This is a genomic window from Cetobacterium sp. NK01 (genome assembly GCF_024506395.1).
In the GTDB taxonomy this organism is placed as follows: Bacteria; Fusobacteriota; Fusobacteriia; order Fusobacteriales; family Fusobacteriaceae; genus Cetobacterium_A; species Cetobacterium_A somerae_A.
The window spans coordinates 410,359-435,101 of record NZ_JANIBO010000002.1; the positions used below are offsets into that span (position 1 = coordinate 410,359).

A 24,743-nucleotide genomic window follows, 5' to 3' on the forward strand; every position below is an offset into this window, starting at 1 on the left:
AAGGTTAAAACTTCGATATATTAGTATTGGTCAGCTAAAAGTCTCACAACTCTTACACCCCCAACCTATCAACCTCCTAGTCTCGAAGGTATCTTAAAGAGTACTTATCTTGAAGTCAGTTTCCCGCTTAGATGCTTTCAGCGGTTATCTGTTCCAAACGTGACTACCCAGCTGTGCCACTGGCGTGACAACTGGTACATCAGAGGTTTGTCCATCCCGGTCCTCTCGTACTAAGGACAGATCTTCTCAATACTCTAACGCCTACAGTGGATAGGGACCGAACTGTCTCACGACGTTCTGAACCCAGCTCACGTACCGCTTTAATGGGCGAACAGCCCAACCCTTGGGACCTTCTCCAGCCCCAGGATGCGATGAGCCGACATCGAGGTGCCAAACTCTACCGTCGATATGGACTCTCGGGTAGAATCAGCCTGTTATCCCCAGGGTAGCTTTTATCCGTTGAGCGACGACCCTTCCATTCGGAATCGCCGGATCACTATGTCCTGCTTTCGCACCTGCTCGACCCGTCAGTCTCGCAGTTAAGCTCTCTTATGCCATTGCACTCTACGGTTGATTTCCATCCAACCTGAGAGAACCTTTGAACGCCTCCGTTACTCTTTCGGAGGCGACCGCCCCAGTCAAACTGCCCACCTAGCACTGTCTTCGAGGGTACAAACCTCAAATTAGAATTCCGACATAGTATGGTTGGTATTCCACCAGTGACTCCGCGTAATCTAGCGACCACACATCTTAGTCTCCCAACTATCCTATACATACGATGCCAAAACCCAATACCAAGCTACAGTAAAGCTCCATGGGGTCTTTCCGTCCTACTGCAGGTAACCGGTATCTTCACCGGTAATACAATTTCACCAGGCCTCCCGTCAAGACAGCTCTCAGATCGTTACACCATTCGTGCAGGTCGGAACTTACCCGACAAGGAATTTCGCTACCTTAGGACCGTTATAGTTACGGCCGCCGTTCACCGGGGCTTCAATTCGGAGCTCTCACTCCTCCTCTTAACCTTCCGGCACTGGGCAGGTGTCAGCCCATATACGTCGCCTTACAGCTTAGCATAGACCTGTGTTTTTGTTAAACAGTCGCCTGAGACTCTTCACTGCGGCCTCTCATAGCTTTGCGTCGCGTGTACGCTCACCATAAAAGGCACCCCTTCTCCCGAAGTTACGGGGCTATTTTGCAGAGTTCCTTAACGAGAGTTAGCCTGTCCGCCTTAGATTTCTCATCCTGACCACCTGTGTCGGTTTGGGGTACGGGCACTAATATCTTTATAACGCTTAGAAGCTTTTCTCGGCAGTGTGGTATTTGCACCTTCCATCTTACGACTCCTCATCACACCTCACGTTTAGTCTAGCGGATTTTCCTACTAGACCACGCTACATGCTTGAACTGGCACTTCCGTTCGCCAGCGTGCATAACCTCCTGCGTCCCTCCATCACTTGATATCAGTGGCACAGAAATATTAATCTGTTTTCCATTCGCCTACGCAATCTAGCCTCGGCTTAGGACCCGGCTTACCCAGGCGGCGACAAACTTTACCCTGGAACCCTTGGTCTTCCGGCGTGGGGGATTCTCGCCCCCATTCTCGCTACTTATTCCTGCATTCTCACTTCTGATACCTCCAGAGTCTCTTGTCGATTCTCCTTCAACGGCCTACAGAACGCTCTCCTACCAGTCGCTTACGCAACTCCACAGCTTCGGTTTATAACTTAGCCCCGTTACATTGTCGGCGCAGAGACTCTCGACCAGTGAGCTATTACGCACTCTTTAAAGGTATGGCTGCTTCTAAGCCAACCTCCTGGTTGTTTGTGAATCTCCACCTCCTTTCCCACTTAGTTATAATTAGGGACCTTAGCTGGTGGTCTGGGTTGTTTCCCTTTTGACCATGGAAGTTAATTCCCATAGTCTCACTCCTGAGCTCTAGAATTATGGTATTCGGAGTTTGATTGACTTCGGTAAGCAGTATGCCCCCTAGGTCATTCAGTGCTCTACCCCCATAATTGAACACTCAAGGCTGCACCTAAATGCATTTCGGAGAGAACGAGCTATCTCCTGGTTCGATTGGCTTTTCACCCCTAAACCTACCTCATCTCCCAACTTTTCAACGGCGGTGAGTTCGGGCCTCCACTGTGTCTTACCACAGCTTCACCCTGGACAGGCTTAGATCACCAGGTTTCGCGTCTACGCCCAGCGACTATGTCGCCCTATTCAGACTCGGTTTCCCTTCGGCTCCGTTAAACTTAACCTTGCCACTGAACGTAACTCGCAGGATCATTCTCCAAAAGGCACGCCATCACCCCAAAGGGCTCTGACCGCTTGTAAGCACACGATTTCAGGTTCTATTTCACTCCCCTCCCGGGGTTCTTTTCACCTTTCCCTCACGGTACTATGCGCTATCGGTAAGTAAGAGTATTTAGCCTTACGAGATATGGTCCTCGCAGATTCACACAGAATTCCTCGTGTTCCGTGCTACTTGGGAGAGATCATACATTTGATACGGTTTACCTGTACGAGGCTTTCACTCTCTACGGCAGGCCTTTCCAGACCTTTCCAGTTCGGCGTATCATAATGTCGAATACCTTGCAGTTCTTCAGACGATCTTCCCGCTACCCCGTAGATGCAACGGCTGCATCCTTGGCACATCTACGGTTTGGGCTCACCCCCGTTCGCTCGCCGCTACTTAGGGGATCGTTTTTACTTTCTTTTCCTCGGGTTACTTAGATGTTTCAGTTCACCCGGTTCCCTCTTTCGTGCTAAGACTCCATCTTAGCAGATTTCTCCATTCGGAAATCTTGGCATCACAGTTCGATTGCAACTCCACCAAGCTTATCGCAGCTTACCACGTCCTTCATCGGCTCTTACTTCCTAGGCATCCTTCGTGTGCCCTTAATATTTTAACCTTGTAATATAATTCATATTATTTAGACAGACTAACTACTCAATTTAAGATTGACTTAAAAATGAATTGTTAGTTAATTTAGAATATTTTCTCAATATCTACTATATAGTTTCCAATGTCCAAGTTTGATAATGTTTTGGTGGAGATAAGCGGAGTCGAACCGCTGACCTACGCAGTGCAAGTGCGTCGCTCTCCCAACTGAGCTATATCCCCATACTTACAAAGAACAGTATCAATCGAATAGAGAAAAAGTTAGTCTCCTTAGAAAGGAGGTGATCCATCCGCACGTTCCCGTACGGATACCTTGTTACGACTTCACCCCAATCGCTAATCACACCTTAGGAACATCCCTCCTTACGGTTAGGCCTGCTACTTCAGGTGCAACCAACTCTCGTGGTGTGACGGGCGGTGTGTACAAGACCCGAGAACGTATTCACCGCAACATGCTGATTTGCGATTACTAGCGATTCCAACTTCATGTACTCGAGTTGCAGAGTACAATCCGAACTAAGAACAGCTTTAAGAGATTAGCTCACCCTCGCGGGTTGGCAACTCTCTGTACTGCCCATTGTAGCACGTGTGTAGCCCAGCGTATAAGGGGCATGATGACTTGACGTCATCCCCACCTTCCTCCTGCTCATCGCAGGCAGTATCGCATGAGTGCTCAACTTAATGGTAGCAACATACAATAGGGGTTGCGCTCGTTGCGGGACTTAACCCAACATCTCACGACACGAGCTGACGACAGCCATGCACCACCTGTCACTAAGTTCCGGCAAGCCGGCACGAATCTATCTCTAGAAACTTCTTAGGATGTCAAACGCTGGTAAGGTTTCTCGCGTTGCGTCGAATTAAACCACATGCTCCACCGCTTGTGCGGGTCCCCGTCAATTCCTTTGAGTTTCACACTTGCGTGCGTACTCCCCAGGCGGATCACTTATCGCGTTAGCTTGGGCGCTGAGGTTCGACCCCCAACACCTAGTGATCATCGTTTACGGCGTGGACTACCAGGGTATCTAATCCTGTTTGCTCCCCACGCTTTCGCGCTTCAGCGTCAGTATCTGTCCAGTGAGCTGACTTCTCCATCGGCATTCCTACAAATATCTACGAATTTCACCTCTACACTTGTAGTTCCGCCCACCTCTCCAGTACTCTAGAAAAACAGTTTCCAACGCAATACGGAGTTGAGCCCCGCATTTTAACATCAGACTTATTTTTCCGCCTAGACGCGCTTTACGCCCAATAAATCCGGATAACGCTTGCGACATACGTATTACCGCGGCTGCTGGCACGTATTTAGCCGTCGCTTCTTCTGTTGGTACCGTCACTTTCTTCTTCCCAACTGAAAGCACTTTACAATCCGAAGACCTTCATCGTGCACACAGAATTGCTGGATCAGGCTTGTGGCCCATTGTCCAATATTCCCCACTGCTGCCTCCCGTAGGAGTAAGGGCCGTGTCTCAGTCCCCTTGTGGCCGTTCACCCTCTCAGGCCGGCTATCCATCGTCGCCTTGGTGGGCCGTTACCCCACCAACTAGCTAATGGAACGCAAGGCTCTCTCTTGGCGCATATAGCTTTCATAAATTTCCCATGCGAGAATCTCATAATATCCGGTATTAGCTGTCGTTTCCAACAGTTGTCCCAGACCAAGAGGCAAGTTCCTTACGCGTTACTCACCCGTCCGCCATCCTCGTTACCCGAAGGTAACTTGAATCGACTTGCATGTGTTAAGCATTCTGTCAGCGTTCATCCTGAGCCAGGATCAAACTCTTCATTCAAATATATTTAAAGTCCTAAGACTTACGTTTACACCATTTATTGGTTTGCCATTTCTGGCATTTGTTATTTTCATAACTTCTGACTATTTTCTCTATTCGGTTGTTAATGTCCTTTTCTGTTGTAAAAATTTGGTGCGAGAGGAGGGACTTGAACCCTCACGTCGAAACGCCAGATCCTAAGTCTGGTGCGTCTGCCAATTCCGCCACCCTCGCAGGTGATACATTAGTATAAATTTGTAATGGTGCCGCTTATCGGAGTCGAACCAATTACCTACTGATTACAAGTCAGTTGCTCTACCAGGTGAGCTAAAGCGGCTTATATGGTGGTGAGAGAAGGATTCGAACCTTCGAAGGCAGAGCCGTCAGATTTACAGTCTGATCCCTTTGGCCGCTCGGGAACCTCACCATTTGGTACCCCGTAGGGGAATCGAACCCCTGTTTATAGAGTGAAAATCTATTGTCCTTACCACTGAACGAACGGGGCAAAACTTTTTGGCTGGGGTGGCTGGATTCGAACCAACGCATGACGGAGTCAAAGTCCGTTGCCTTACCGCTTGGCGACACCCCATTAATGGTCGGAATAGCAAGATTCGAACTTGCGGCCCCCTGCTCCCAAGGCAGGTGCGCTACCGGACTGCGCTATATTCCGACTTATTTGTTTTGCATCAACATTTCCTGCTGACAAAAATTATAGTACCACAACTTTTAAATAATGTCAACAAACTTTTTTATTTTTTTATATAATTTTTATTTATTTGAAATACATTATAAGGTAATGTTTTTAAAATTCTTAATGTTGTAGATTTTATTTTTATTTTACATTATTGAAAAATATTTTTTTAAGAGTAAATTTTTTTTAAATAAGCTTATTAGTTTTAATGACTTTATATTTTTTTAAAGATAAGTTCATATTAAATATAAGAAATTTTTTTATTTTAAATATATTTAATTAAAATGATTTATTGTTTTAGTTACTAAATTTAATTTTTAATTTAAAGAACTCATAGATAATAAAATATTTTATTTTTTATATAAAGAATTTGGTTAATTTTTTTAAAAAATATTTTATTACTAGAAAAGTTTGTTATAGTTGTTTTTTTTGTTTATAGTTGTTTATATTGTTGTAAAAATAAAAAATATAAAAAATGTCTATGAGAAGATAGATAAATTAAGACATTAAAAGAAATAAGTATAAAAAAATACTGACCGTAGATGTTGTATATCTATAGACGTTACTGTTGTATATGAATATCCATACATGTTGTATATTAAAGACATTAGTGTTGTATTTTATAAGACGTTACTGTTGCATATTAGATAAAATAAAAAAAATGTCCACTAATGTAGACTAACTAATAGATAAAAATATTAAATAAAAAAAATATTAAAAATTATACAACACTAGAGGTAAAAATTGTTGAAAAAATAAAAATTTTATAGTAAAATATACAGCATAAAAGGATATAAATATAAAATATACAACATTAAAGGACTGGTGAAAATGAAAAAAGTAAAAAAATTTGATATTCCTATGAATCAAGTTATTGATACAGGTCCAAGTGAAATAGTAGAGAAATTTTTAGATGTTTCTGAAATTGAAAACGAAAAAAGTCATAGTTTAGTTAGAATTGATATAAATATGATAGAATATCCACTATTTACTAAAAGCACAAGTAAAAAGAAAAATCAAATAATAAGATATTTTTTTAATAGATCAAAAGAAGCTTATATTCAAGTAAATCCAACCTCAGGAGATTATATTCCAGGTGAATTAGAAGAGAGAGTATTTATTGCATTGTTAAAGATAATGAGAGATAAACGTTATCATAATACCTTTTATACAACAATAAGTGAGATTTTAACAAGCATGGGTATTGCTCAAGAATCATTTAAAGGATTTTATGGAAGAATTTCAAAAGCCTTAGTAAGACTATCACAAACAAGTTATACATTTAAAAATTCTCTATATTCTAATAAAATAAAGGGAATAATAGAGGAGCAAATTAATACAAATATTATGAATATTCATATGATTTCTTTAAAACAGGCTCAAGAATCAGAAAAAGAATTATTTACTGATCGTAGAATTAAAGAAGTTATAAAAGTATCTATTTCAGAGCATTTTTATGATAATATAATAAGAAAAGGCTATTTAGTATATGATTCACAATTACTTTTAAGTATGGATAATCCAATTACAAGAGCACTTTATATGCTTATTAATAAATTAAGATTTAATAGAATGTATATAAAAGTTTTATCGATAAATTTAATAAAAAGAATTCCATTAAGTGAAAATATTCAGAAAATAGGAAGAACTATAAAAGTTATTGAAAAAAGTTGTCAAGAATTGAAGAAAATGAATTTAATTGCAGATTATTCAGTTATAAAAAATAGTAAATGGATAGAATCTGAATTTGAATTTTATTTTAATGAATCTCACAATGAGTTAAAACAATCATATTTTTATGATGATAAAAACCATTTTGATAATTTACTAATAACTCACACAGATAGTGGAGTTGACTTACCAAATGATGGAAATAAGCACTTCGAAGCTGTAAAAGCGGAAACTATAGATAGAATACCTACAAATGAAAAATTACAAGAAATTTTAAATATATTACCATCTAAAGCGAAAGAATTAAAAACATTACCAAAAGTTATAAAAGATGGAATAAGACAATATGGATTTGAGCATTTAAAATTGGTGTCAGAGTACATAAAAGTTCAAAAAGTAAGTAATATAAGAAGTTATATGATTCAAGCTTTGTCCAAAGGATGGGCAGAAGATTTTATATTACAAAAGAAAAAAAATACAACAGATAAGTCCAAAATCGAGAATTTAAAGTTAATGAATTTTACAGAAGAAGCAGTAGTGTCAACTGAAGATTCAAAAATAAATTTAGAAATAGAGGAGTTATTAAACAAAATCAGTTTAGAAGAAAAGGAAAAAATAGAAAAAGATGCATATATAGATTATATCAAAATGTGTGGAGTAGAAGGGAAAATACAAAAGATGGCCTTTACTGCAGCAAAAGATAAAATAATTAAAGATTATTTAGAAAAAAATATAACTAAATATACAGCAGATACGGCTAAGAGTACATTAAATATTTCTAAAATAGAAAAAATAGAAATAGAACCAAATTTAAATACAACACAAATGGATAATAATTATATCCAAGAAATTGAGATAATAGACTCGAATTTAAATACAGCACATGCGGCCAAGGATAAAAGTGAAAATAATCAACTAGAAATAAATACAACACAAATGTCTAAAAATTTAGAAATAAGAAAAATATATAAGAATATGTCAATGTTTCAATTAGATATTTTAGATATATTAGAAGGAGAAAATATAAAAGAAGTAAACAAAATTATTCGTTTGTTAGGAATAACTAAATTTTTTGAGGGTGAACTTGGAAGCTTGCATATCATTTTAGAGTATAATGAAAATGAAGAAAGTTACATAAAAATAAAACCTTTAAAATAAGGACATTAGTGCTGTATAAAATAATGAAAAATTTAAAATAGCTTAATCTCTTAAAATATAGAGATTAGGCTATTTTATTTCAATAAAAAAGTGACCATTAAAAAAGGTCACTAATTTTAGATAATATTTATTTTATTATTCAGTAACTGATAAAATATAAGATATTCTTTCTGGCGAGAGAACATATTTATAATTTTTTTCTTCTCCTGTTGGAGTTTTTATTGTTATATCAAAGTTACCTTCTGAAATTTCAGAAATTTTTAAAATATCAAAATTTTCAATATCTAATTCTTCTGAAATATTATTTAAGAATTCATCCTCAATTTCAAACTCAAAGTATTCATTATTATGCTCAATAATATAATAAAAATCTGCAAAATCAAATAATTTCATTTTATTACTCCTTTTTATTTTTAATTTAATTTTTCAATTTCAATAAGTAGACTCTTAATTTCTTTATTTAAAAGTTCTATTTTTTCATAAACAGTCTTTGCTCTATTTGAATCTAAAATAGAAGATTCTACTTTATTTTCAATTAAAGTAGATATGTTAGAATTTAATTTGTTAAATAATTTTTCAATTGAATCAAATTCAGAAGTTTTTGGTGTTTCATTTTTTAAAGTATTTTTTAAACTAATGTACTCTTTTCTTGTTTTTATCTGTTTATTTAAAACTGCATTTATTAGTTCTTGATTAGCATTAGGTGAAGAAATTTCATAACTTAAAGATAGAGGAAGTGTTTCAAAGTATAATTGATCTTCTGTTGTTAAACAATTATTTTTAATAAATCTAAAACGATTAATTAATCTTTCAGCACTTTTTTTACCAATTTTCATATGCTCAAGCCAAATGTTAAAAGTTCCATTTTTATGGTTAGCATATTTTTCATTAGCTTCAGATAAAATTTCTCCAGCTTTTGTATGATAATTACTTTTTGCTAAATTTAAAAGAGACTCATATCTCATTAAATCTTTTTTTAATTCTAGATCATGAATATCATCATAATTAAATATAATTTCACTCTCAGGTAAAAAATCTTTTTCAATAACGGTTATTTCAAATTCTTTTGCTTCAACAATTTGTTTTTTTTCAGAAGAATCCTTTTTCTTAAAAGAGTCTTGTTTTAATCTATCTAAAACATTAATTTTTTTATTGCTCATTGATAATTCCTCCGATAATCTCACCATATAAATTTTGTAATTCTTCAGCTTTTTTAGCTTGTGTTTCCCAAATTGTTTTTCCTTTTTCTGAAAGTTGCTCTTCAATAACACTTTCAGGGATAGGATTTGTTAAGATAACACCAGTATCATTAAAAAAATCGGATAAATTTTTAAAATATTCTCTTGATATTTTAGTATTTCTATATAAATTAGGAACTATTTGAGTTATTTTACTTCCCTCTGCTTTTTCAATTAATCTTGTTATACCAGCTGTACTTAATTTATCTAATTTTATTGGAACAATGATTTCATCTGTTATTTCTAAAATAATATCATTTAAAACATTAAAAACAGGAGCACAGTCCACAATTATGAAGTCGTAATTTTCTTTTAATAAATCAAAAGTAATTTTTATTTTATTTTTTAAATTTATTCCAAAAATATCAGTTTCAACAGGAAAATAGTCCAAATTTTCTCTAATTTTAATTTTTATTTCTTCGCCAGTTTGAACAAAAGATTTAAAACCCTTTCCACCTTCAAACCATCCTCCTAAAAGAATTAGGCTATCATTTTGTGCATCTGAAGTTATTAATGCAGTTTTAAAATCTAACATAGCAAGACCATGTGCAATATTTTTAGATAAAGTTGATTTTCCAACTCCACCTTTGTTATTTTTTATAGTTATTATTTTCCCCATGATTAACGTCACTAAAAAAAGTAACGCTTTTCACCTCCTTTTTTAATAATTATAGTATAATTTAAAAATGGAAAATAATCAATTTTTTTATCCATAATTTATGGATAAAAAAATTAAAACACGACAAATTGTCGCAATAAAATTAAAACACGACAAATTGTCGCAATAAAATTAAAACACGACAAATTGTCGCAATAAAATTAAAACACGACAAATTGTCGCAATAAAATTAAAACACGACAAATTGTCGCAATAAAATTAAAACACGACAAATTGTCGCAATAAAATTAAAACACGACAAATTGTCGCAATAAAATTAAAACACGACAAATTGTCGCAATAAAATTAAAACACGACAAATTGTCGCAATAAAATTAAACATATGATATAATAGAAATAAAAAAGAGGTAAATGAAATGAAATTTAATGTAACTGATAAAAGTGAATTAATGCAATTTTTAATAAACAATTTATCAAAACAAAGCAAAAATAATATAAAAACATTATTGGTAAAAGAACAAGTTCAAGTAAATGGAAAAATAGAAAGACAATTTAACTTACTATTGTCTCCTGGAGATGAAGTTGTGATAAATTGGAATAAAAATAGAAATGATAAAACTCCAAAAGGAATAAAAATTCTGTTTGAAGATAATGATATAATTGTAATAGAAAAAGAAGCGGGTTTACTATCTATTTCAACTGATAAAAAAAGTAATGAAAGAACAGCGTATAAACTATTAATGGATTATATGAAATCTAAAGATAAAAAAGAAAGAATTTTTATAGTTCATAGGTTAGATAAAGATACTTCAGGAGTAATGATTTTTGCAAAATCAGAAAAAATTAAAAATCAATTACAAGATAATTGGGATACACTTGTTTTAGAAAGAGAATACGCAGTTATAGTTGAAGGAGTTATAAAAGAGAAAAAAGGTCAAATAAAATCATATTTAAAAGATAATAAAGCTTTTGTAACATATTCTGTAAAAGATGATAAAACTGGTGGGAAATTAGCAATAACAAATTATAAAGTCGAAAAAACAAAAGGAAAATACACATATTTAAAAGCTTCTTTAGAAACAGGAAGAAAAAATCAAATCAGAGTTCATATGAGTGATATAGGTCATCCAGTTGTTGGAGATAAGAAATATGGAGCTCAAACAAATATTCTAAAAAGATTAGGACTACATGCTTACACTTTAAAAATAAAACATCCAGTGACTTCTAAAGAAATGAGTTTTATTTCACCAACTCCAAAAGAGTTTGCTAGAATTATAGGAGAGTAAATATGAAAATAAATGATTTGAAATTTTTAAAAGTAAAAATTGAAAAACATCCAACAAGAGATATTCAATTAGAATTTTTAGAAAAGCCAAATGCTGTGGCAGCATTAATTTTAAATTATAACGAAGATAAAGTTTTGTTAGTGAAACAGTATAGACCAGGAGTTTCTGCAGAACTCCTTGAAATTCCAGCTGGAATAATTGAAAACGATGAAAATCCATTAGACACCTTAGCAAGAGAAATAAGAGAAGAAACAGGATATAAATTTGAAAGTTTAAAAGTTTTATATTCGCCAATTAAACCTTTAATTTTATCTCCAGGTTATACATCAGAAGAATTATATGTATTCATATTAAAATTAAAAACAAATAAGGAATTAAATTATGAAAAGCAACTAGATGAAGGTGAAGATTTAGAAGAAGTATGGGAAAAAATTGAAAATATAGAAGAGGCAACAAATGATTTTAAAACACATTATGCAATGTCTTTATATAAAAATTTAATAAAAAAATAAAAAAAAGAGGGTGACTCGAAGTATAGAAATTATAAACGATGTCAAACCCTCTTTTTTATATATCTAAATTTTCAAAAAATTCAATAGTTTCTTTTAAAAGAGATATACCTAATACAATATCTTTTTTTTGAATTCTAGAAAAGTTTAGCTTAATAAAATTATCAAAACCATAATTATTTCCAGGAACTATGCCAACTCCAACGTTTAAAAGTTTATTATAAACGCTTATAGAAGAAACATTTTTAGGTAATTTAATCCAAAAAGAACCACCACCAGAAGGTGTTATAAAATCAATATTAGATATTTTACTTAACTCTTTTATAATAAGATTTCGAATCATTTTAAAATTTTTTCTACAAAGAATCATATGCTTCTCAATTAAGCCTTTTTCTAAAAGAAAAGAGAATGATTTTTGATATAAAGTTGAAGTACTAGAATCAGATAGCATTTTATTATTCAAAAAAGATGTCAAAAGAATATCGGGAACAATAATAAAACCTAATCTAAATCCAGGCATAAATATTTTTGAAAAACTTTTAATATAAATAACACGATTATTTTTATCTAAAGATTTTAAAGTAGTAGGTATTTCTTTAGAAAAATATAAATCAGATGCAGAATCATCTTCAATAATAAAAAAATTAAATTTTTCAGAAAGTTCAAGAAGACGAACTCTTTTTTTATAAGAAAGATTAATTCCAGTAGGTGTATGAAAATTTGCCATTAGATAAACAAATTTAATATTAATTCGTAAAAGCAATTTTTCAAGTTGGTTAATGTCAAGACCATCATTTTCCATTTCAATAGTATGAATTATAAAATCTTGATTTTTAAAAGATTTAAGAGCTCCTAAGTAAGTTGGATTTTCTACAATAATATGATTTTTTGAAAAAGCTAAAGTTTTTGAAATTAAATCTATTCCTTGTTGAGCTCCAGATAGAATATGTATATTTTCTGTTTTAGAGTAGATATTAGAACAAATCAAAGAAGATTTTATTGAATTACGAAGTTCTAAACTTCCTAAAGGACCTTCATTAATTAAAGCAAGTTCTTGATCTCTATCTAAAATATAATTAATAGCATATTTTATGTCGTCAACAGGAAGGTAACTATAATTGGGAGTAGAGTTAATAAAATCTATTTTCAAGTTGCTGGTTAAAGTAAAATTATCATCATTTTCTAAATTAAGATGAGAACTTGATATTTTAGAAAAAATATTTTTATTTACAAAAACACCACTACCTTTAATTGTTTTTACATAGTTTATTTTTTCTAATTCAAGGTATGATTTTGCAACAGTATTAGAACTAATATTTAAAAAGTTAGCTACTTTTCTGATAGAAGGAAGTTTATGATAAATTTCCCTTTTTTCAATTTTATCTTTTAAAAAAATATATAATGGAATATAAATAAAGTTTTCATTTTCAATCTTGAAGTTTTTAAAAAGAATATTCATTGTGCCTCCTAAAAGTGTAGTAATACAATTTGTAATATAATTTTGAAAAAATAAAATAAATATGTCATACTACTAAAAAGTATAACATATTTATAAGGGGGATAAAATGAAAAATTTTTTTAAGTCGCTGATAATTTTTGTTTTATTATCAATTAGCTTATTTTGTAAAGAAGAGACAGTTATAAAAATAGGATTGGGGTATAGTGGAAGATCTTACGATCCACATAAGCATACAGATAGTTCAACATTAGCCATAACAAAACAAATATATAATAATTTATTTATTCTTAATGATAAAAATGAAATAGAAGGAGAATTAGCAGAAAGCTATGAAATTAAAGATAATACGATTGAAATTGCTTTAAAAAAGAATATTTTTTTTCAAGATGGAGAAGAACTAACGAGTGAAATAGTTAGAAAGAGTTTAGAAAGAAATAAAAATATTCCTGTGACGAAAGTATTAGCTGATCCAATAGAGAAAATAGAAATTATAGATAAGTATAAAATAAAAATTAATTGTACAACAAATGTGGATATATTATTACATAATTTGACACATTCATCTATGGCAATAGTGAAAGAAAATTCGCAAAATAAATTAGTAGGAACAGGAGCTTTTAAACTTTCTGAATGGGGAACTGGCCAAAAGGTTATTTTAGAAAAAAATAAGAATTATTTTAAAGGAAGTCCCAAAATAGAAAAGATAGAATTTTTAACAATACCTGAAGCTCCAAATAGATATATAGCATTAGAAACAAACGAAATACAAATCGCCTATGATATATCATCAATAGATGTGAAAGCTTTTAAAAATTCCAAAGATTTAAAAATAATAAATGAGTTATCATATGGAACAGATTTTTTATCTATTAACACAGAAAAAGAACCACTTAATGATAAAAATTTAAGAAAAGCAATAGGCTATGCTTTAAATAAAGATTCTATAAATGAAGCTATATTTGAAAATACATCAAAAGTGGCCAATTCTATAATAACACCTAATACCTTTGGATACTCGAGTAAGGAGATAAATGAATATAATTTAGAAAAAGCTAAAGAAATAATGAAAAATTATAAAACTCCTATAGAAATAGATTTGTGGATATATGAAGATACAAGCAAATATCAAATGGCTCAAATAATTCAAGCAAATTTAAAAGAGATTGGAATTAATGTAAAAATACAAACTTTAGAATTATCATCATTTTTGCAATTAACAGCTCAAGGAAAACATAATGCTTTGATAGGACTTTGGTATACAAGTACAGGGGATGCCGATTATGGATATTATCCATTGTTACATAATAACTCTAGAGGAGGAGTTGGAAATAGAAGTTTTTATAATAATAAAGAGGTTAATAAACTTTTAGATGAGGCTAGAAAAGAGTTTTCTAAAGAAAAAAGAAAAGAAAAATATCAGAGGATTCAGGAGATTATAGAGGATGAAAAGCCAATAATTCCAATTGTTTATAAAATGTATAATATAGGAATAAATAAAAATATAAAGGGATTTAAATTTAATCCTAATGGAAATCATGTTTTAGAAAATATAGAATATTAAAAATTAAATGAGGAGAGAAATTCTTCTCATTTTTTGTTATAATATAGAATATTATAACACGGAGGGAATAAATGATAAAATCAATAGCTTTGGATTTAGATGGTACGTTATTAAATTCTAAAAAAGAGATTAGTAAAAAAAATATAGATATATTAAGGAAAATATATGAAAAAGGTATAGAAATTCTTATTGTAACAGGTAGATCTTATAGCGCTACAAAAAGTATAATAAAAAAGTTAGATTTACCTATAATAGCTATATGTTACAATGGGGCAAAAGTAATAGATACAAAAAATGAAGAAATATTATTCGAGGAGCCTCTTTCAGAAGAGATAGTTAAAATTTTAATAAAAATTTCTAGAGAAAATAATATTCATTTAAATTTATATCAAGATGAAGAGTGGTTTGTAGAAAATAAACAAAATTGGCAGACTCAATATTATAAAGAGAATATAGGCATTGATGCAATAGAAATAAATTTTGATAAATTTTTAAATTTATTAATGACGAAAGCTTTATTTGTTGATGAAAGATCTAATTTAGAAAAAGTAGAAAAAGAAATATTAGAAAAAATAGGAGAAATAGTTCATTTGACATATTCTCAAGAAAAATATTTAGAAGTTTTAAATAAAAAAGTAAATAAAGGAAAAAGTTTAGAGAGAATTTTAAAAATAAAAAATTTAACATTAGAAACTTGTGTAGCTTTTGGAGATGCTAATAATGATAAAGAGATGATTGAAATGGTGGGATATGGAGTAGCAATGGGGAATGCCGAAGATAATTTAAAAGAAATTGCGAAATACAAAACTAGTTCAAATGATAATGATGGAGTGTACGAATTTTTAGTACAAAAAATATAAAAAGTGGGTATTAAGCCCACTTTTTTTTATAAATCTTCTGAAATTGCCCAAGCAATTTGATCTTTCATTTGAGCGAAATTCTTTAAATGTTTTAATTCAACCATTTCACCAAATAGTTTTAACTGGAAACTTCCAATTAAATTTAAATTTTCTTTAAGATCAATACTTCTTCTTCCATAAGTCAAGCTTCTCTTTTCAGTATCTTCACCAATACGAACTAATAGCATACCTTTATTAAAACCTAAAATTTCAACTTCTTTTACTCTATCGTAAAATTCACCTTCGATTCTTCTTTCTTTTCTAGCTTCAGCATTTACCCTTTTATTTTCAGCTCTTCTTCTGTCTTCTTTAGCTTTAACAATTCTTTTTGCTTTTTTCATATTTTTTAGCTCATTATATTCTGTACCTTTTGGTTTAGTTTTACTAATAATTTTCATAAAAATCTCCTTTCAAAATTTTCTTTTATCATAATATTATAAAGGCTTTTACATTTTTTTACAAGAATAATTAAAAAAAATATTTGACAAATACCAAAAAATGTTATATTAATTTATTAACGAACATGTTCACGAGAACAAAGGTAGGTGTAAAGTGGTTACTCAAGCAGAATTAGCTAAAATTCTAGGAATAACTAGAACAACAGTGGCTAGAGCATTAAATGGAAGTAAAAATATAAAAATAGAAACGAAAGAAAGAGTTTTGAAATTAGCAGATGAAATGGGGTATGAAAAAAACTACTTAGGAAGTTCGTTGGCAATAAAAGAAAAAAAAGTGATTGTTGCAATTATTGTAAAATCAATTAATGAAGAATATTCTAAAAAATTAAAAAGTGGTTTAAAAGATTTTCAAGAGGAAGTTAAAGCATATGGAATAAAAATAAAAACTTTAGAAACTGATATAAACGATAGTGAAGGGCAATTAGAAATTTTAAAAAAATTTTTAGAAAAAAAAATACATGGTTTAATAATTATTCCTTTAAATAGAGAAAAAATAATCAAAATGTTGCAGCCAATAAAAAATGACTTAAAAATTGTATCAATAGGTAAGCAACTTTTTGAAGAAGATACATATATAGATTCTAAATATGAAAAATCAGGAAGAATAGCCGCAGATGTTCTATCAAAAATAGCAGATAAAAATAAAAAAATATTAGTTATAGACGCAGGAGATGATTTAATTTCATCAAAAATATATTTAAAGGGTGTTTTAGATAAATTAAAAGAATTAGATAGAAAAATTGAAGGGCCAATTCAAATTAAAAATTTATTAGAAAATAAAAAACAAATTTTAAATTATCTTTCAAATGATATAGACGGTGTATATATAAATAGATATGCTCCAGAAATAATTGAATATCTTGGGGAGATAAAAAAAGATAATTATAAATTTGTAACAAATGGTTTTAATGAAAAAATACGGGGACTAATCAAAACTGACAAAGTAGTTGCAACAGTGTCAGAAGATTTCTACAACCAAGGATATATAGCAGGAAAAAAGATTTTTGAATCATTATATAAAACAAGTTTAAAAAGATCTCATGAATATGAAACTAAAATAGATATCCTTTTTAAGGAGAGTTTAGATTAAAGCTTGAGATTATTATATAAAAGTCAAAAGTAAATTCTAAGGGAGGAAATTTTAATGAAAAGAGTGTTAAAAGTAGCAGGATTAACGTTGGTATTTGGAATGGTAGCATTTGGGGCAAATGAAAAAGTGTATAAGCTAAAAATGGGGTTAGTAGCAAATACAAGTTCAAATGAGTATAAAGCAGCAGAATATTTAGCTAATAATTTAAAAGAAAAATCAAATGGTCAAATTGTAGTAGAATTATACCCAGGAGCACAACTTGGAGATGACAGATCTATGTTAGAGCAATTATCAGCTGGAGTTTTAGATATGGGATTTGCTGAAATTGGAAGATTTAATATTTTCTTTCCAGAAGCTCAAGTATATTCATTACCATATGTAATTCAAGATTTTGATCATATGAAAAAAGCAACATTTGATACAGAGTTTGGAAAAAATTTACAAAAGAAAATTAACGATAATTTAAATATTGAGATTTTATCTCAAGCATACAATGGAACAAGACAAACAACAACAAATAGACCTATAAATGAGATAGGAGATATGAAAGGACTAAAATTAAGAGTTCCTAAAGCTGATGCAAACTTAGAGTATGCTAAAAATACAGGAGCATCTCCAACTCCAATGGCGTTCTCAGAAGTATACTTAGCTTTACAAACAAATTCAGTTGATGGACAAGAAAATCCATTATCGGCAATAAGAGCACAAAAATTTTATGAAGTTCAAAAATATTTAGCAATGACAAATCATATATTAAATGATCAACTATACTTAATTAGTAACTCAAGTATGAAGAAATTACCAAAAAATTTACAAGAGTTAGTAAAGCAAGAGTCAGATTTAGCAGCTCAGTACCATACAAAGTTATTCATGGAAGAAGAAGCTAGTCTTATCGATTTCTTTAAAGAACAAGGTGTAACAGTTACAAATCCTAATTTAGATCCATTTAGAAGTGCAATGCAGCCTTTCTACGAAGTATACATGAAAAACAACGGTAAAGTAGGTAAAGCTGGATTAGAGGAGATTATAGCAGTTAAATAAAAGAGTTATAGTAGCATAATATAGGAGTTGGATATGAATATAAAACGAATTTTGGATAACATAGAGGAAATTATAGGAGCTATACTTTTTATAATGATGTTTGCAATACTTGTAGCGCAAATTGTTTTTAGACAAATATTTGATTCTCCTCTAGTTTGGAGTGAGGAGTTAGCTATCTTATTATTTACATATGTTGGAATGTTAGGAGTTAGTATAGGAATAAAATATAAACAACATGTTTTTATAGATTTTCTATATAATAAATTTTCAGGAAAAGGACTAAAAATAGCCAATACATTCATTCAGTCAGTTGTTTTTGTATCATTAGTTGCAATGATTCAAATAGGATATAAATTATACTTAAGAAAAAAAATATTTCAACTGATAGCATTAAAAATTTCAGCTGGTTGGATGTATATAGCGTTACCTTTAATAGCTACTTTGATGTTAGTACGATTTTTTCAAGTGCTTAGAGAGGAATATAAGGAAGGAAAATTTATTATAGCACCTAAACATATAGATAGTGAAAATGAAAAGGTGGTGAGCAAAGAATGTTAACACTAGTAACATTTTTATCATGGTTTGGTTTAATCTTTGTTGGAGTACCAGTAGGGTTCTCTCTAGTGTTCGCTACATTATTGTTCTTTGCACTTACAGACTGGAATGTTGTTTATTTTGTAGGGTCATTATTAGTTGATAGTTTAGATAGTTTTAGTTTATTAAGTGTTCCTTTCTTTGTTTTAACAGGAGTATTAATGAATAGTTCTGGTATAACAGAGAGAATATTTAGATTTGCAAAAGCTTTATTAGGTCACTATACGGGCGGTATGGGTCATGTTAATATATTTGCAAGTTTAATATTTTCAGGAATGTCTGGTTCTGCTTTAGCAGATGCAGGTGGATTAGGACAACTTGAGATAAAGGCTATGAGAGATGAGGGATACGACGATGATTTATGTGGAGGATTAACTGCAGCATCGTGTATAATTGGTCCGCTAGTTCCTCCAAGTATAACAATGATTATATATGGAGTTATTGCTGATCAATCAATAGCTAGGTTGTTTTTAGGAGGTTTTGTTCCTGGAATAATTTTAACATTTGCTCTTATGATAATGAATTATTTTATTTGTAAAAAAAGAGGATATAGAAGAGCTCCTAAAGCTACTATGCAAGAAAGATGGATATCTTTTAAGGAATCTTTTTGGGCATTATTAACACCTTTTATAATTATAGGTGGAATTTTTTCTGGATATTTTACACCGACAGAAGCTGCAGTAATAGCTACTTGCTATTCTATGGGATTAGGATTCTTTGTTTATAAAGAACTTACAATGAAAGGCTTTGTAAAAGATGTTATAGAAACTATAAAAATAAGTGGTGTAACAGTTTTAATGATAATGGGAGTAACTTTCTTTGGACAAGTTATAGCAAGAGAACAGATTTCTATGAAAATAGCAGAAGTATTTTTGACATTTGGTAAATCACCATTAATGGTATTAGTAATGATAAATTTACTTTTAATTTTCTTAGGAACATTTATAGAAGCATTAGCTTTACAAGTTTTAGTTTTGCCAATGTTAATACCAGTAGTAGTTCAGTTTGGTATAGATCCAGTATTCTTTGGAGTATTAAGTACTTTAAACTTGATGATAGGTATATTGACACCTCCAATGGGAATGGCATTATTTGTAGTTTCTAGGGTTGGAAAAATACCAGTTAGTACAATAACCCGAGGAGTTATTCCGCTATTAGTACCAATAATAATAACCTTAGTTTTATTGACTATATTCCCACAAATTGTTTTATTTGTTCCAAACTTAATATTAGGAGCTTGATAGAGTATGCCTAATATAGATTTGCCAATAAGTGAATTAAAAAAATATAAAGGAACAAATCCAACTCCTTTAGATATAGATGAATTTTGGCAAGAATCATTGAAGGAATTAAGAGAAACAGAAGCAGGAGTTGTAATAACTCCTGCAAAATTTCAAACTCCTTTATGTGATTGCTATGATTTAACCTTTAAGGGAGTAGATGGTGAAAAAATATATGTAAAAATGTTGCTACCTAAGAATATATCAAAATTAGTCCCAGCAGTTGTAGAATTTCATGGTTATGGAGGAAGCAGTGGGGATTGGTCTAAAAGAATAGCATACGCGGCATCAGGAATAGCTTACTTTGCTATGGATTGTAGAGATCAAATGGGAAATAGTGGCGACGAATATTTTAGAACAGGAAATCTAATAAGAGGTTTATTAGATGGACCTAAAAAAAGTTATTATAGAAAAGTATACCTAGATGCAATTAGGTTGTTAGATATTATTTTTCAATTAAAAAATATAGATAATTCAAAAATAGGAACTTTAGGATATTCTCAAGGAGGGGCTCTCGCTTTGGTTGCAGCTTCTTTAGAAAATAAAGTTTCCAAAATATTTACAATTTATCCATATCTTTCAGATTTTAAAAGAGTATGGGATTTAGATTTAGGAGATTTTGCATATCAAGAATTAAGAGATTTTTTTAGATGGTATGATCCACAACATAAAAATGAAAATAAGTTCTTTGAAACGCTAGGATATATAGATGTAAAAAATTTTGTAAAAAATATAAAGGGAGAGGTAACAATGGTAACAGGATTAGTAGATAAAATATGCCCACCATCAACTCAATTTGCTGTTTTTAATAATATAAAAAGCAAGAAAGAGCATATTATTTACCCTGATTTTGGTCACGAGAACATTAATGGATTAGAAGACTTAATTTATCAATGGGCCTTAAACTTATTAAAATAAAAAACTTGGAGGAAGAAATGAAAGGTATTTATTCAGCATTATTAATCTCATTTGATGAAAAAGGAAATTTAGATGAAAAAGGAACAAGAAATATTGTAAGATACAATATTGATGAAATGAAGGTAGATGGATTATATGTAGGTGGAAGTACTGGTGAAAACTTTATGATTTCAACAGAAATGAAAAAAAGAATTTTTGAAATTGTAAAAGATGAGGCTAAAGATGCTGTAAAATTAATTGCACAAGTGGGATCAATTAATTTATATGAGGCTGTTGAATTAGGAAAGTATGCAACAGAGTTAGGGTATGATTCATTATCAGCTGTTACACCATTTTATTATAAGTTTGATTTCGAAGAGATTAAAAATTACTATATGACAATAGTAAATGAAACTAATAATAATATGATAATTTATTCAATTCCATTTTTAACTGGAGTTAATATGAATGTTGAGCAGTTTGGAGAATTACTTTGTCATGATAAAATTATAGGTATTAAGTTTACAGCTGGAGATTTCTATCTTTTAGAAAGAGTTAGAAAAGCATTTCCTCATAAATTAATTTATGCTGGATTTGATGAGATGTTATTACCTGCAGTAGCTTTAGGTGTAGATGGAGCAATTGGAAGTACATATAATGTAACAGGAAAAATAGCTAGAGAAGTTTTTGATGCAACAAAAGCTGGAGATTTAGTTACTGCGAGAGAAAGACAAACTTATTTAAATGATATAATTGAAGCAATTTTAGGAAATGGATTATATCAAACAATAAAAGAGATTTTAAAACTAAAAGGTGTGGATGCAATAGGATATTGTAGATTACCAATGAAGAAATTATCAGCTAAAAAAATAGAAGCAGCAAAAGAGATTGGAAGAAATTTTTTATAGGAGATAAATAATGAATATAATAGCCATAGATATTGGAGGAACAGAGATAAAATATGGCTTAGTTAGTCCAAGAGGAGAAGTTACGTTCTCCTCTTCTTTACTAACTGAGGCTTCAAAAGGTGTGGAACAATTATTAGAAAAGATTTATAAAATAGTTGAAGAACTAAAAAATGAGAAGACATTGGGAATAGCTGTATCTGCTACTGGACAAATAGATGGAGTTATAGGTAAAGTTGTAGGTGGAACAAATTTAATTCCAGGATGGATAGGAACAAATTTAGTAGATATATTAGAAAAAAAATATAAGATACCAGCAGTTTTAGAAAATGATGTAAATTGTGCAGCCTTAGGTGAAATGTGGATGGGAGCAGCCAAAGAAAAAGAGAACTTTTTATGTTTAACAATTGGAACTGGAATTGGTGGAGGAATTGTTTTAAAAGGTGAGCTTTTAAGAGGAGAAGGCAGTGTTGCAGCAGAGTTTGGACATATACAAATTGTTAAAAATGGAAATCAATGCGGGTGTGGTAGTAAAGGATGTTATCAAAGTTATGCATCAACTACAGCACTTTTAAAATTAGCAGAAGAAAAAACTGGTAAAAAATTAAACGGAAAAGAAATCTTTGATGAAGTTCATAAGAATAATATAGAATATAAAGAGATTGTTGATGAATGGGCTGATTACTTTACAGATGGATTAGCAACTTTAATATATATTTTTAATCCTTCTTTGATTGTAATTGGAGGAGGTATTTCAAAGCAAGGAGATTTTTTAAAAAATATTTTTAAAAAAAGTTTAGAAAAAAAAGTTATGAAAAATTATTTAGATATTCTTGAAATAAAAATGGCAGAAAGAGGCAATGACGCAGGAATGTTAGGCGCTGTATATTTACTTTTAGAAAAAGTAAAGTAAAAAATTTCAAAAAAACTATTGACAAAAAAAAGTTTTCATTTTACAATAGTTTTCATAGCAACAGTAAAAAATTGAATAGAAAATCGGATGAAGGTATAGGGAGAGAGCCAAAAATGGCCACCGAAGAAGTGAATCTTTCAGGTTAGTTGAAAAACTTGAGGACCTATACTGGACGAGCCTCTGGAGAGACTCTATGAGCACCGAAGGAGCAAACCCAAATATAAGTTATATTTGGACTAAACTCTCAGGTAAAAGGACAGAGGAATTATGCAATAAAAGTTTTTTTGTATTAAACTATTTTTTGTGTATAATTCTTTTTTAATTCCAGAAGGTATTTTTTGAAATACCTTCTTTTTTTATTCAATTTTGCATTTAAAAAAATAGGAGGAAATTAAAATGCAAGATTTCGTAATGAGTATTAATAGTTTTTTATGGGGAAATTTTTTAATTATTTTATTAATGGGAACGGGAATATATTTTACTTTAAAATTAAACTTTATTCAAATTAGAAAATTTGGTGAAGGAATAAAACATGTCACTGGATCAATAAATTTAAATGGAAAGGCAGCAGATAAAAATGGTATGTCTTCATTCCAAGCTTTAGCTACTGCAGTAGCAGCTCAAGTGGGAACAGGAAACTTAGCAGGAGCAGCAACAGCAATAGCTTCAGGAGGACCAGGTGCAATATTTTGGATGTGGGCGAGTGCATTTTTCGGTATGGCTACAGTTTATGTTGAAGCAATTTTAGGTCAAGTATTTAAAAGAAGAGTAGATGGTCAGATTACAGGAGGACCAGCATACTATATTGAGAATTCAATTAAAAATAAAAAGATAGCAAAAGGATTAGCATATTTCTTTGCAGTTGCATGTATAGCAGCTCTAGGGCTTATGGGAAACGCTGTTCAAGCAAACTCAATCTCTGCAGCATTTAATAAAGCATTTGGTGTATCGCCAGCACTTGTAGGAATTGTAATATCTGTTTTAGCAGGATTTGTTTTCTTTGGAGGAATAAAAAGAATAGCATCTGTAACTGAAAAAATAGTACCAGTTATGGCAGGACTGTATATAGTTGCGTGTATTGTAATAATAACAATAAATTACCAAGAGGTAATTCCAGCAATAACATCTATTTTCTACTCGGCATTTAATCCACAAGCTGCTTTAGGAGGAGCTATGGGAGTTACAGTAAAACAAGCTGTTAGATATGGAGTGGCAAGAGGATTATTTTCTAATGAAGCAGGTATGGGATCAACACCACATGCACATGCAATAGCTAAAGTTCCTCATCCAGGAGAACAAGGAATTGTAGCTGTTATAACAGTATTTATAGATACATTTATAGTTTTAACAGGAACAGCACTTGTAATTTTAACATCAAAAGTATCTTTAACATCTGGAGCAGGAATTGTTTTAACTCAAGGAGCTTTTAGTGAAACATTAGGAGTTTTTGGAGATACATTTATTGCAGTATGTTTATTATTCTTCGCTTTTTCAACAATTGTGGGATGGTATTTCTTTGGAGAAGCAAATGTAAGATATATATTTAAAAGTAAAAAATCAGTTAATGTATATAGAGCAATAGTTATGATTATGATTGTTTTAGGATCGATGATGAAGGTTGAATTAGTATGGGAATTAGCAGATATGTTTAATGGAATGATGGTTTTACCAAATTTAATAGCTCTTTTATCCTTAGGAAAATATGCTAGAACAGCCATGAAAGAATATGATAGAATCCCAGAAGAGGAAGGAAAAAAAATTATAGCTTAAAAATTGAGTGAAAAATGAGAAAAAAGTGAT

At 31.1% G+C, this 24,743-nt stretch carries 16 protein-coding genes, 7 tRNA genes, 2 rRNA genes, 1 pseudogene and 1 riboswitch; of the genes and pseudogenes, 12 read left to right on the forward strand and 14 right to left on the reverse strand.

The window, feature by feature from the left end; genetic code table 11:
- The 9 genes from NON08_RS11205 to NON08_RS11245 all read right to left on the reverse strand — a co-directional run bounded on the left by NON08_RS11205 (position 1) and on the right by NON08_RS11245 (position 5,344).
- Positions 1-2,918 (reverse strand): 23S ribosomal RNA (locus tag NON08_RS11205).
- A 136-nt stretch (positions 2,919-3,054) separates the two neighbouring features.
- A tRNA-Ala gene (locus NON08_RS11210) sits at positions 3,055-3,130 on the reverse strand.
- A gap of 52 nt (positions 3,131-3,182) precedes the next feature.
- Positions 3,183-4,695: ribosomal RNA gene (locus NON08_RS11215) — 16S ribosomal RNA — on the reverse strand.
- Together the 16S and 23S rRNA genes with 7 tRNA genes alongside form the textbook arrangement of a ribosomal RNA operon.
- A 130-nt stretch (positions 4,696-4,825) precedes the next feature.
- A tRNA-Leu gene (locus NON08_RS11220) sits at positions 4,826-4,908 on the reverse strand.
- 27 nt (positions 4,909-4,935) lie between these two features.
- A tRNA-Thr gene (locus NON08_RS11225) sits at positions 4,936-5,011 on the reverse strand.
- Positions 5,012-5,016: 5 nt separating this feature from the next.
- Positions 5,017-5,101, reverse strand: a tRNA-Tyr gene (locus tag NON08_RS11230).
- A 3-nt stretch (positions 5,102-5,104) separates the two neighbouring features.
- A tRNA-Glu gene (locus NON08_RS11235) sits at positions 5,105-5,179 on the reverse strand.
- A 9-nt stretch (positions 5,180-5,188) separates the two neighbouring features.
- A tRNA-Gln gene (locus NON08_RS11240) sits at positions 5,189-5,263 on the reverse strand.
- Positions 5,264-5,267: 4 nt separating this feature from the next.
- A tRNA-Pro gene (locus NON08_RS11245) sits at positions 5,268-5,344 on the reverse strand.
- A gap of 852 nt (positions 5,345-6,196) precedes the next feature.
- On the opposite strand from NON08_RS11245, the gene NON08_RS11250 reads away from it, so the two are divergent.
- Positions 6,197-8,194, forward strand: a complete 1,998-nt coding sequence (locus NON08_RS11250; RefSeq protein ID WP_256691674.1) for a hypothetical protein — start codon at positions 6,197-6,199, stop codon at positions 8,192-8,194.
- Positions 8,195-8,329: 135 nt separating this feature from the next.
- Here NON08_RS11250 and NON08_RS11255 read toward each other — a convergent pair whose 3' ends face one another.
- Genes NON08_RS11255 through NON08_RS11265 form a run of 3 tightly spaced genes read right to left on the reverse strand, consistent with a single transcriptional unit; the run spans position 8,330 to position 10,051 of the window.
- A complete protein-coding gene (locus NON08_RS11255; protein WP_256691675.1) occupies positions 8,330-8,587 on the reverse strand; it encodes a hypothetical protein in 258 nt (85 codons plus the stop codon).
- 20 nt (positions 8,588-8,607) lie between these two features.
- Positions 8,608-9,354, reverse strand: a complete 747-nt coding sequence (locus NON08_RS11260; RefSeq protein ID WP_256691676.1) for a hypothetical protein — start codon at positions 9,352-9,354, stop codon at positions 8,608-8,610.
- A complete protein-coding gene (locus tag NON08_RS11265; protein WP_256691677.1) occupies positions 9,344-10,051 on the reverse strand; it encodes a ParA family protein in 708 nt (235 codons plus the stop codon). Before NON08_RS11265 ends, NON08_RS11260 begins: the two co-directional genes overlap by 11 nt.
- Positions 10,052-10,467: 416 nt before the next feature.
- Between NON08_RS11265 and NON08_RS11270 the strand changes: the two genes are divergently transcribed.
- Both NON08_RS11270 and NON08_RS11275 read left to right on the forward strand, forming a co-directional pair.
- Positions 10,468-11,337 carry an RluA family pseudouridine synthase gene (locus NON08_RS11270; RefSeq protein WP_256691678.1) on the forward strand — a complete coding sequence of 290 codons (870 nt, stop codon included), beginning with the start codon at positions 10,468-10,470 and terminating at the stop codon, positions 11,335-11,337.
- A gap of 2 nt (positions 11,338-11,339) precedes the next feature.
- The gene (locus NON08_RS11275) at positions 11,340-11,849 is read left to right on the forward strand and encodes an NUDIX hydrolase (protein WP_256691679.1); all 510 of its coding nucleotides are present in this window, start codon (positions 11,340-11,342) and stop codon (positions 11,847-11,849) included.
- Positions 11,850-11,904: 55 nt separating this feature from the next.
- Here NON08_RS11275 and NON08_RS11280 read toward each other — a convergent pair whose 3' ends face one another.
- Entirely contained in the window at positions 11,905-13,305 is a 1,401-nt protein-coding gene (locus NON08_RS11280; RefSeq protein WP_256691680.1) for a PLP-dependent aminotransferase family protein, read from the reverse strand.
- A gap of 106 nt (positions 13,306-13,411) precedes the next feature.
- Between NON08_RS11280 and NON08_RS11285 the strand changes: the two genes are divergently transcribed.
- Positions 13,412-14,866, forward strand: coding sequence for an ABC transporter substrate-binding protein (locus NON08_RS11285; RefSeq protein ID WP_256691681.1), 1,455 nt, complete (start codon positions 13,412-13,414; stop codon positions 14,864-14,866).
- A gap of 71 nt (positions 14,867-14,937) precedes the next feature.
- A complete protein-coding gene (locus tag NON08_RS11290) occupies positions 14,938-15,726 on the forward strand; it encodes a Cof-type HAD-IIB family hydrolase (protein ID WP_256691683.1) in 789 nt (262 codons plus the stop codon).
- A gap of 26 nt (positions 15,727-15,752) precedes the next feature.
- Here the strand turns inward: NON08_RS11290 and NON08_RS11295 are convergent, their stop codons facing one another.
- Positions 15,753-16,163: a hypothetical protein gene (locus tag NON08_RS11295; RefSeq protein ID WP_256691684.1), complete on the reverse strand. Its 411-nt coding sequence runs from the start codon at positions 16,161-16,163 to the stop codon at positions 15,753-15,755.
- A gap of 154 nt (positions 16,164-16,317) precedes the next feature.
- Here NON08_RS11295 and NON08_RS11300 point away from each other — a divergent pair, with 154 nt between their 5' ends.
- The 7 genes and pseudogenes from NON08_RS11300 to NON08_RS11335 all read left to right on the forward strand — a co-directional run bounded on the left by NON08_RS11300 (position 16,318) and on the right by NON08_RS11335 (position 24,713).
- Positions 16,318-17,313, forward strand: a complete 996-nt coding sequence (locus NON08_RS11300; RefSeq protein WP_256691685.1) for a substrate-binding domain-containing protein — start codon at positions 16,318-16,320, stop codon at positions 17,311-17,313.
- Between the two features lie 54 nt (positions 17,314-17,367).
- Positions 17,368-18,354 carry a sialic acid TRAP transporter substrate-binding protein SiaP gene (locus NON08_RS11305; protein ID WP_319941559.1) on the forward strand — a complete coding sequence of 329 codons (987 nt, stop codon included), beginning with the start codon at positions 17,368-17,370 and terminating at the stop codon, positions 18,352-18,354.
- 33 nt (positions 18,355-18,387) lie between these two features.
- A pseudogene (locus NON08_RS11315) lies at positions 18,388-20,189 on the forward strand (TRAP transporter large permease subunit).
- Positions 20,190-20,195: 6 nt separating this feature from the next.
- Positions 20,196-21,146 carry an acetylxylan esterase gene (locus NON08_RS11320; protein WP_256691688.1) on the forward strand — a complete coding sequence of 317 codons (951 nt, stop codon included), beginning with the start codon at positions 20,196-20,198 and terminating at the stop codon, positions 21,144-21,146.
- Between the two features lie 17 nt (positions 21,147-21,163).
- The gene (locus tag NON08_RS11325) at positions 21,164-22,033 is read left to right on the forward strand and encodes an N-acetylneuraminate lyase (protein WP_256691689.1); all 870 of its coding nucleotides are present in this window, start codon (positions 21,164-21,166) and stop codon (positions 22,031-22,033) included.
- A gap of 10 nt (positions 22,034-22,043) precedes the next feature.
- Entirely contained in the window at positions 22,044-22,943 is a 900-nt protein-coding gene (locus NON08_RS11330) for an ROK family protein (RefSeq protein WP_256691690.1), read from the forward strand.
- 170 nt (positions 22,944-23,113) lie between these two features.
- A riboswitch (glycine riboswitch) is annotated at positions 23,114-23,213 on the forward strand.
- Between the two features lie 126 nt (positions 23,214-23,339).
- On the forward strand, positions 23,340-24,713 hold the full coding sequence (locus tag NON08_RS11335; RefSeq protein ID WP_256691691.1) for an alanine/glycine:cation symporter family protein: 1,374 nt from the start codon (positions 23,340-23,342) through the stop codon (positions 24,711-24,713).
- Positions 24,714-24,743: the final 30 nt, after the last annotated feature.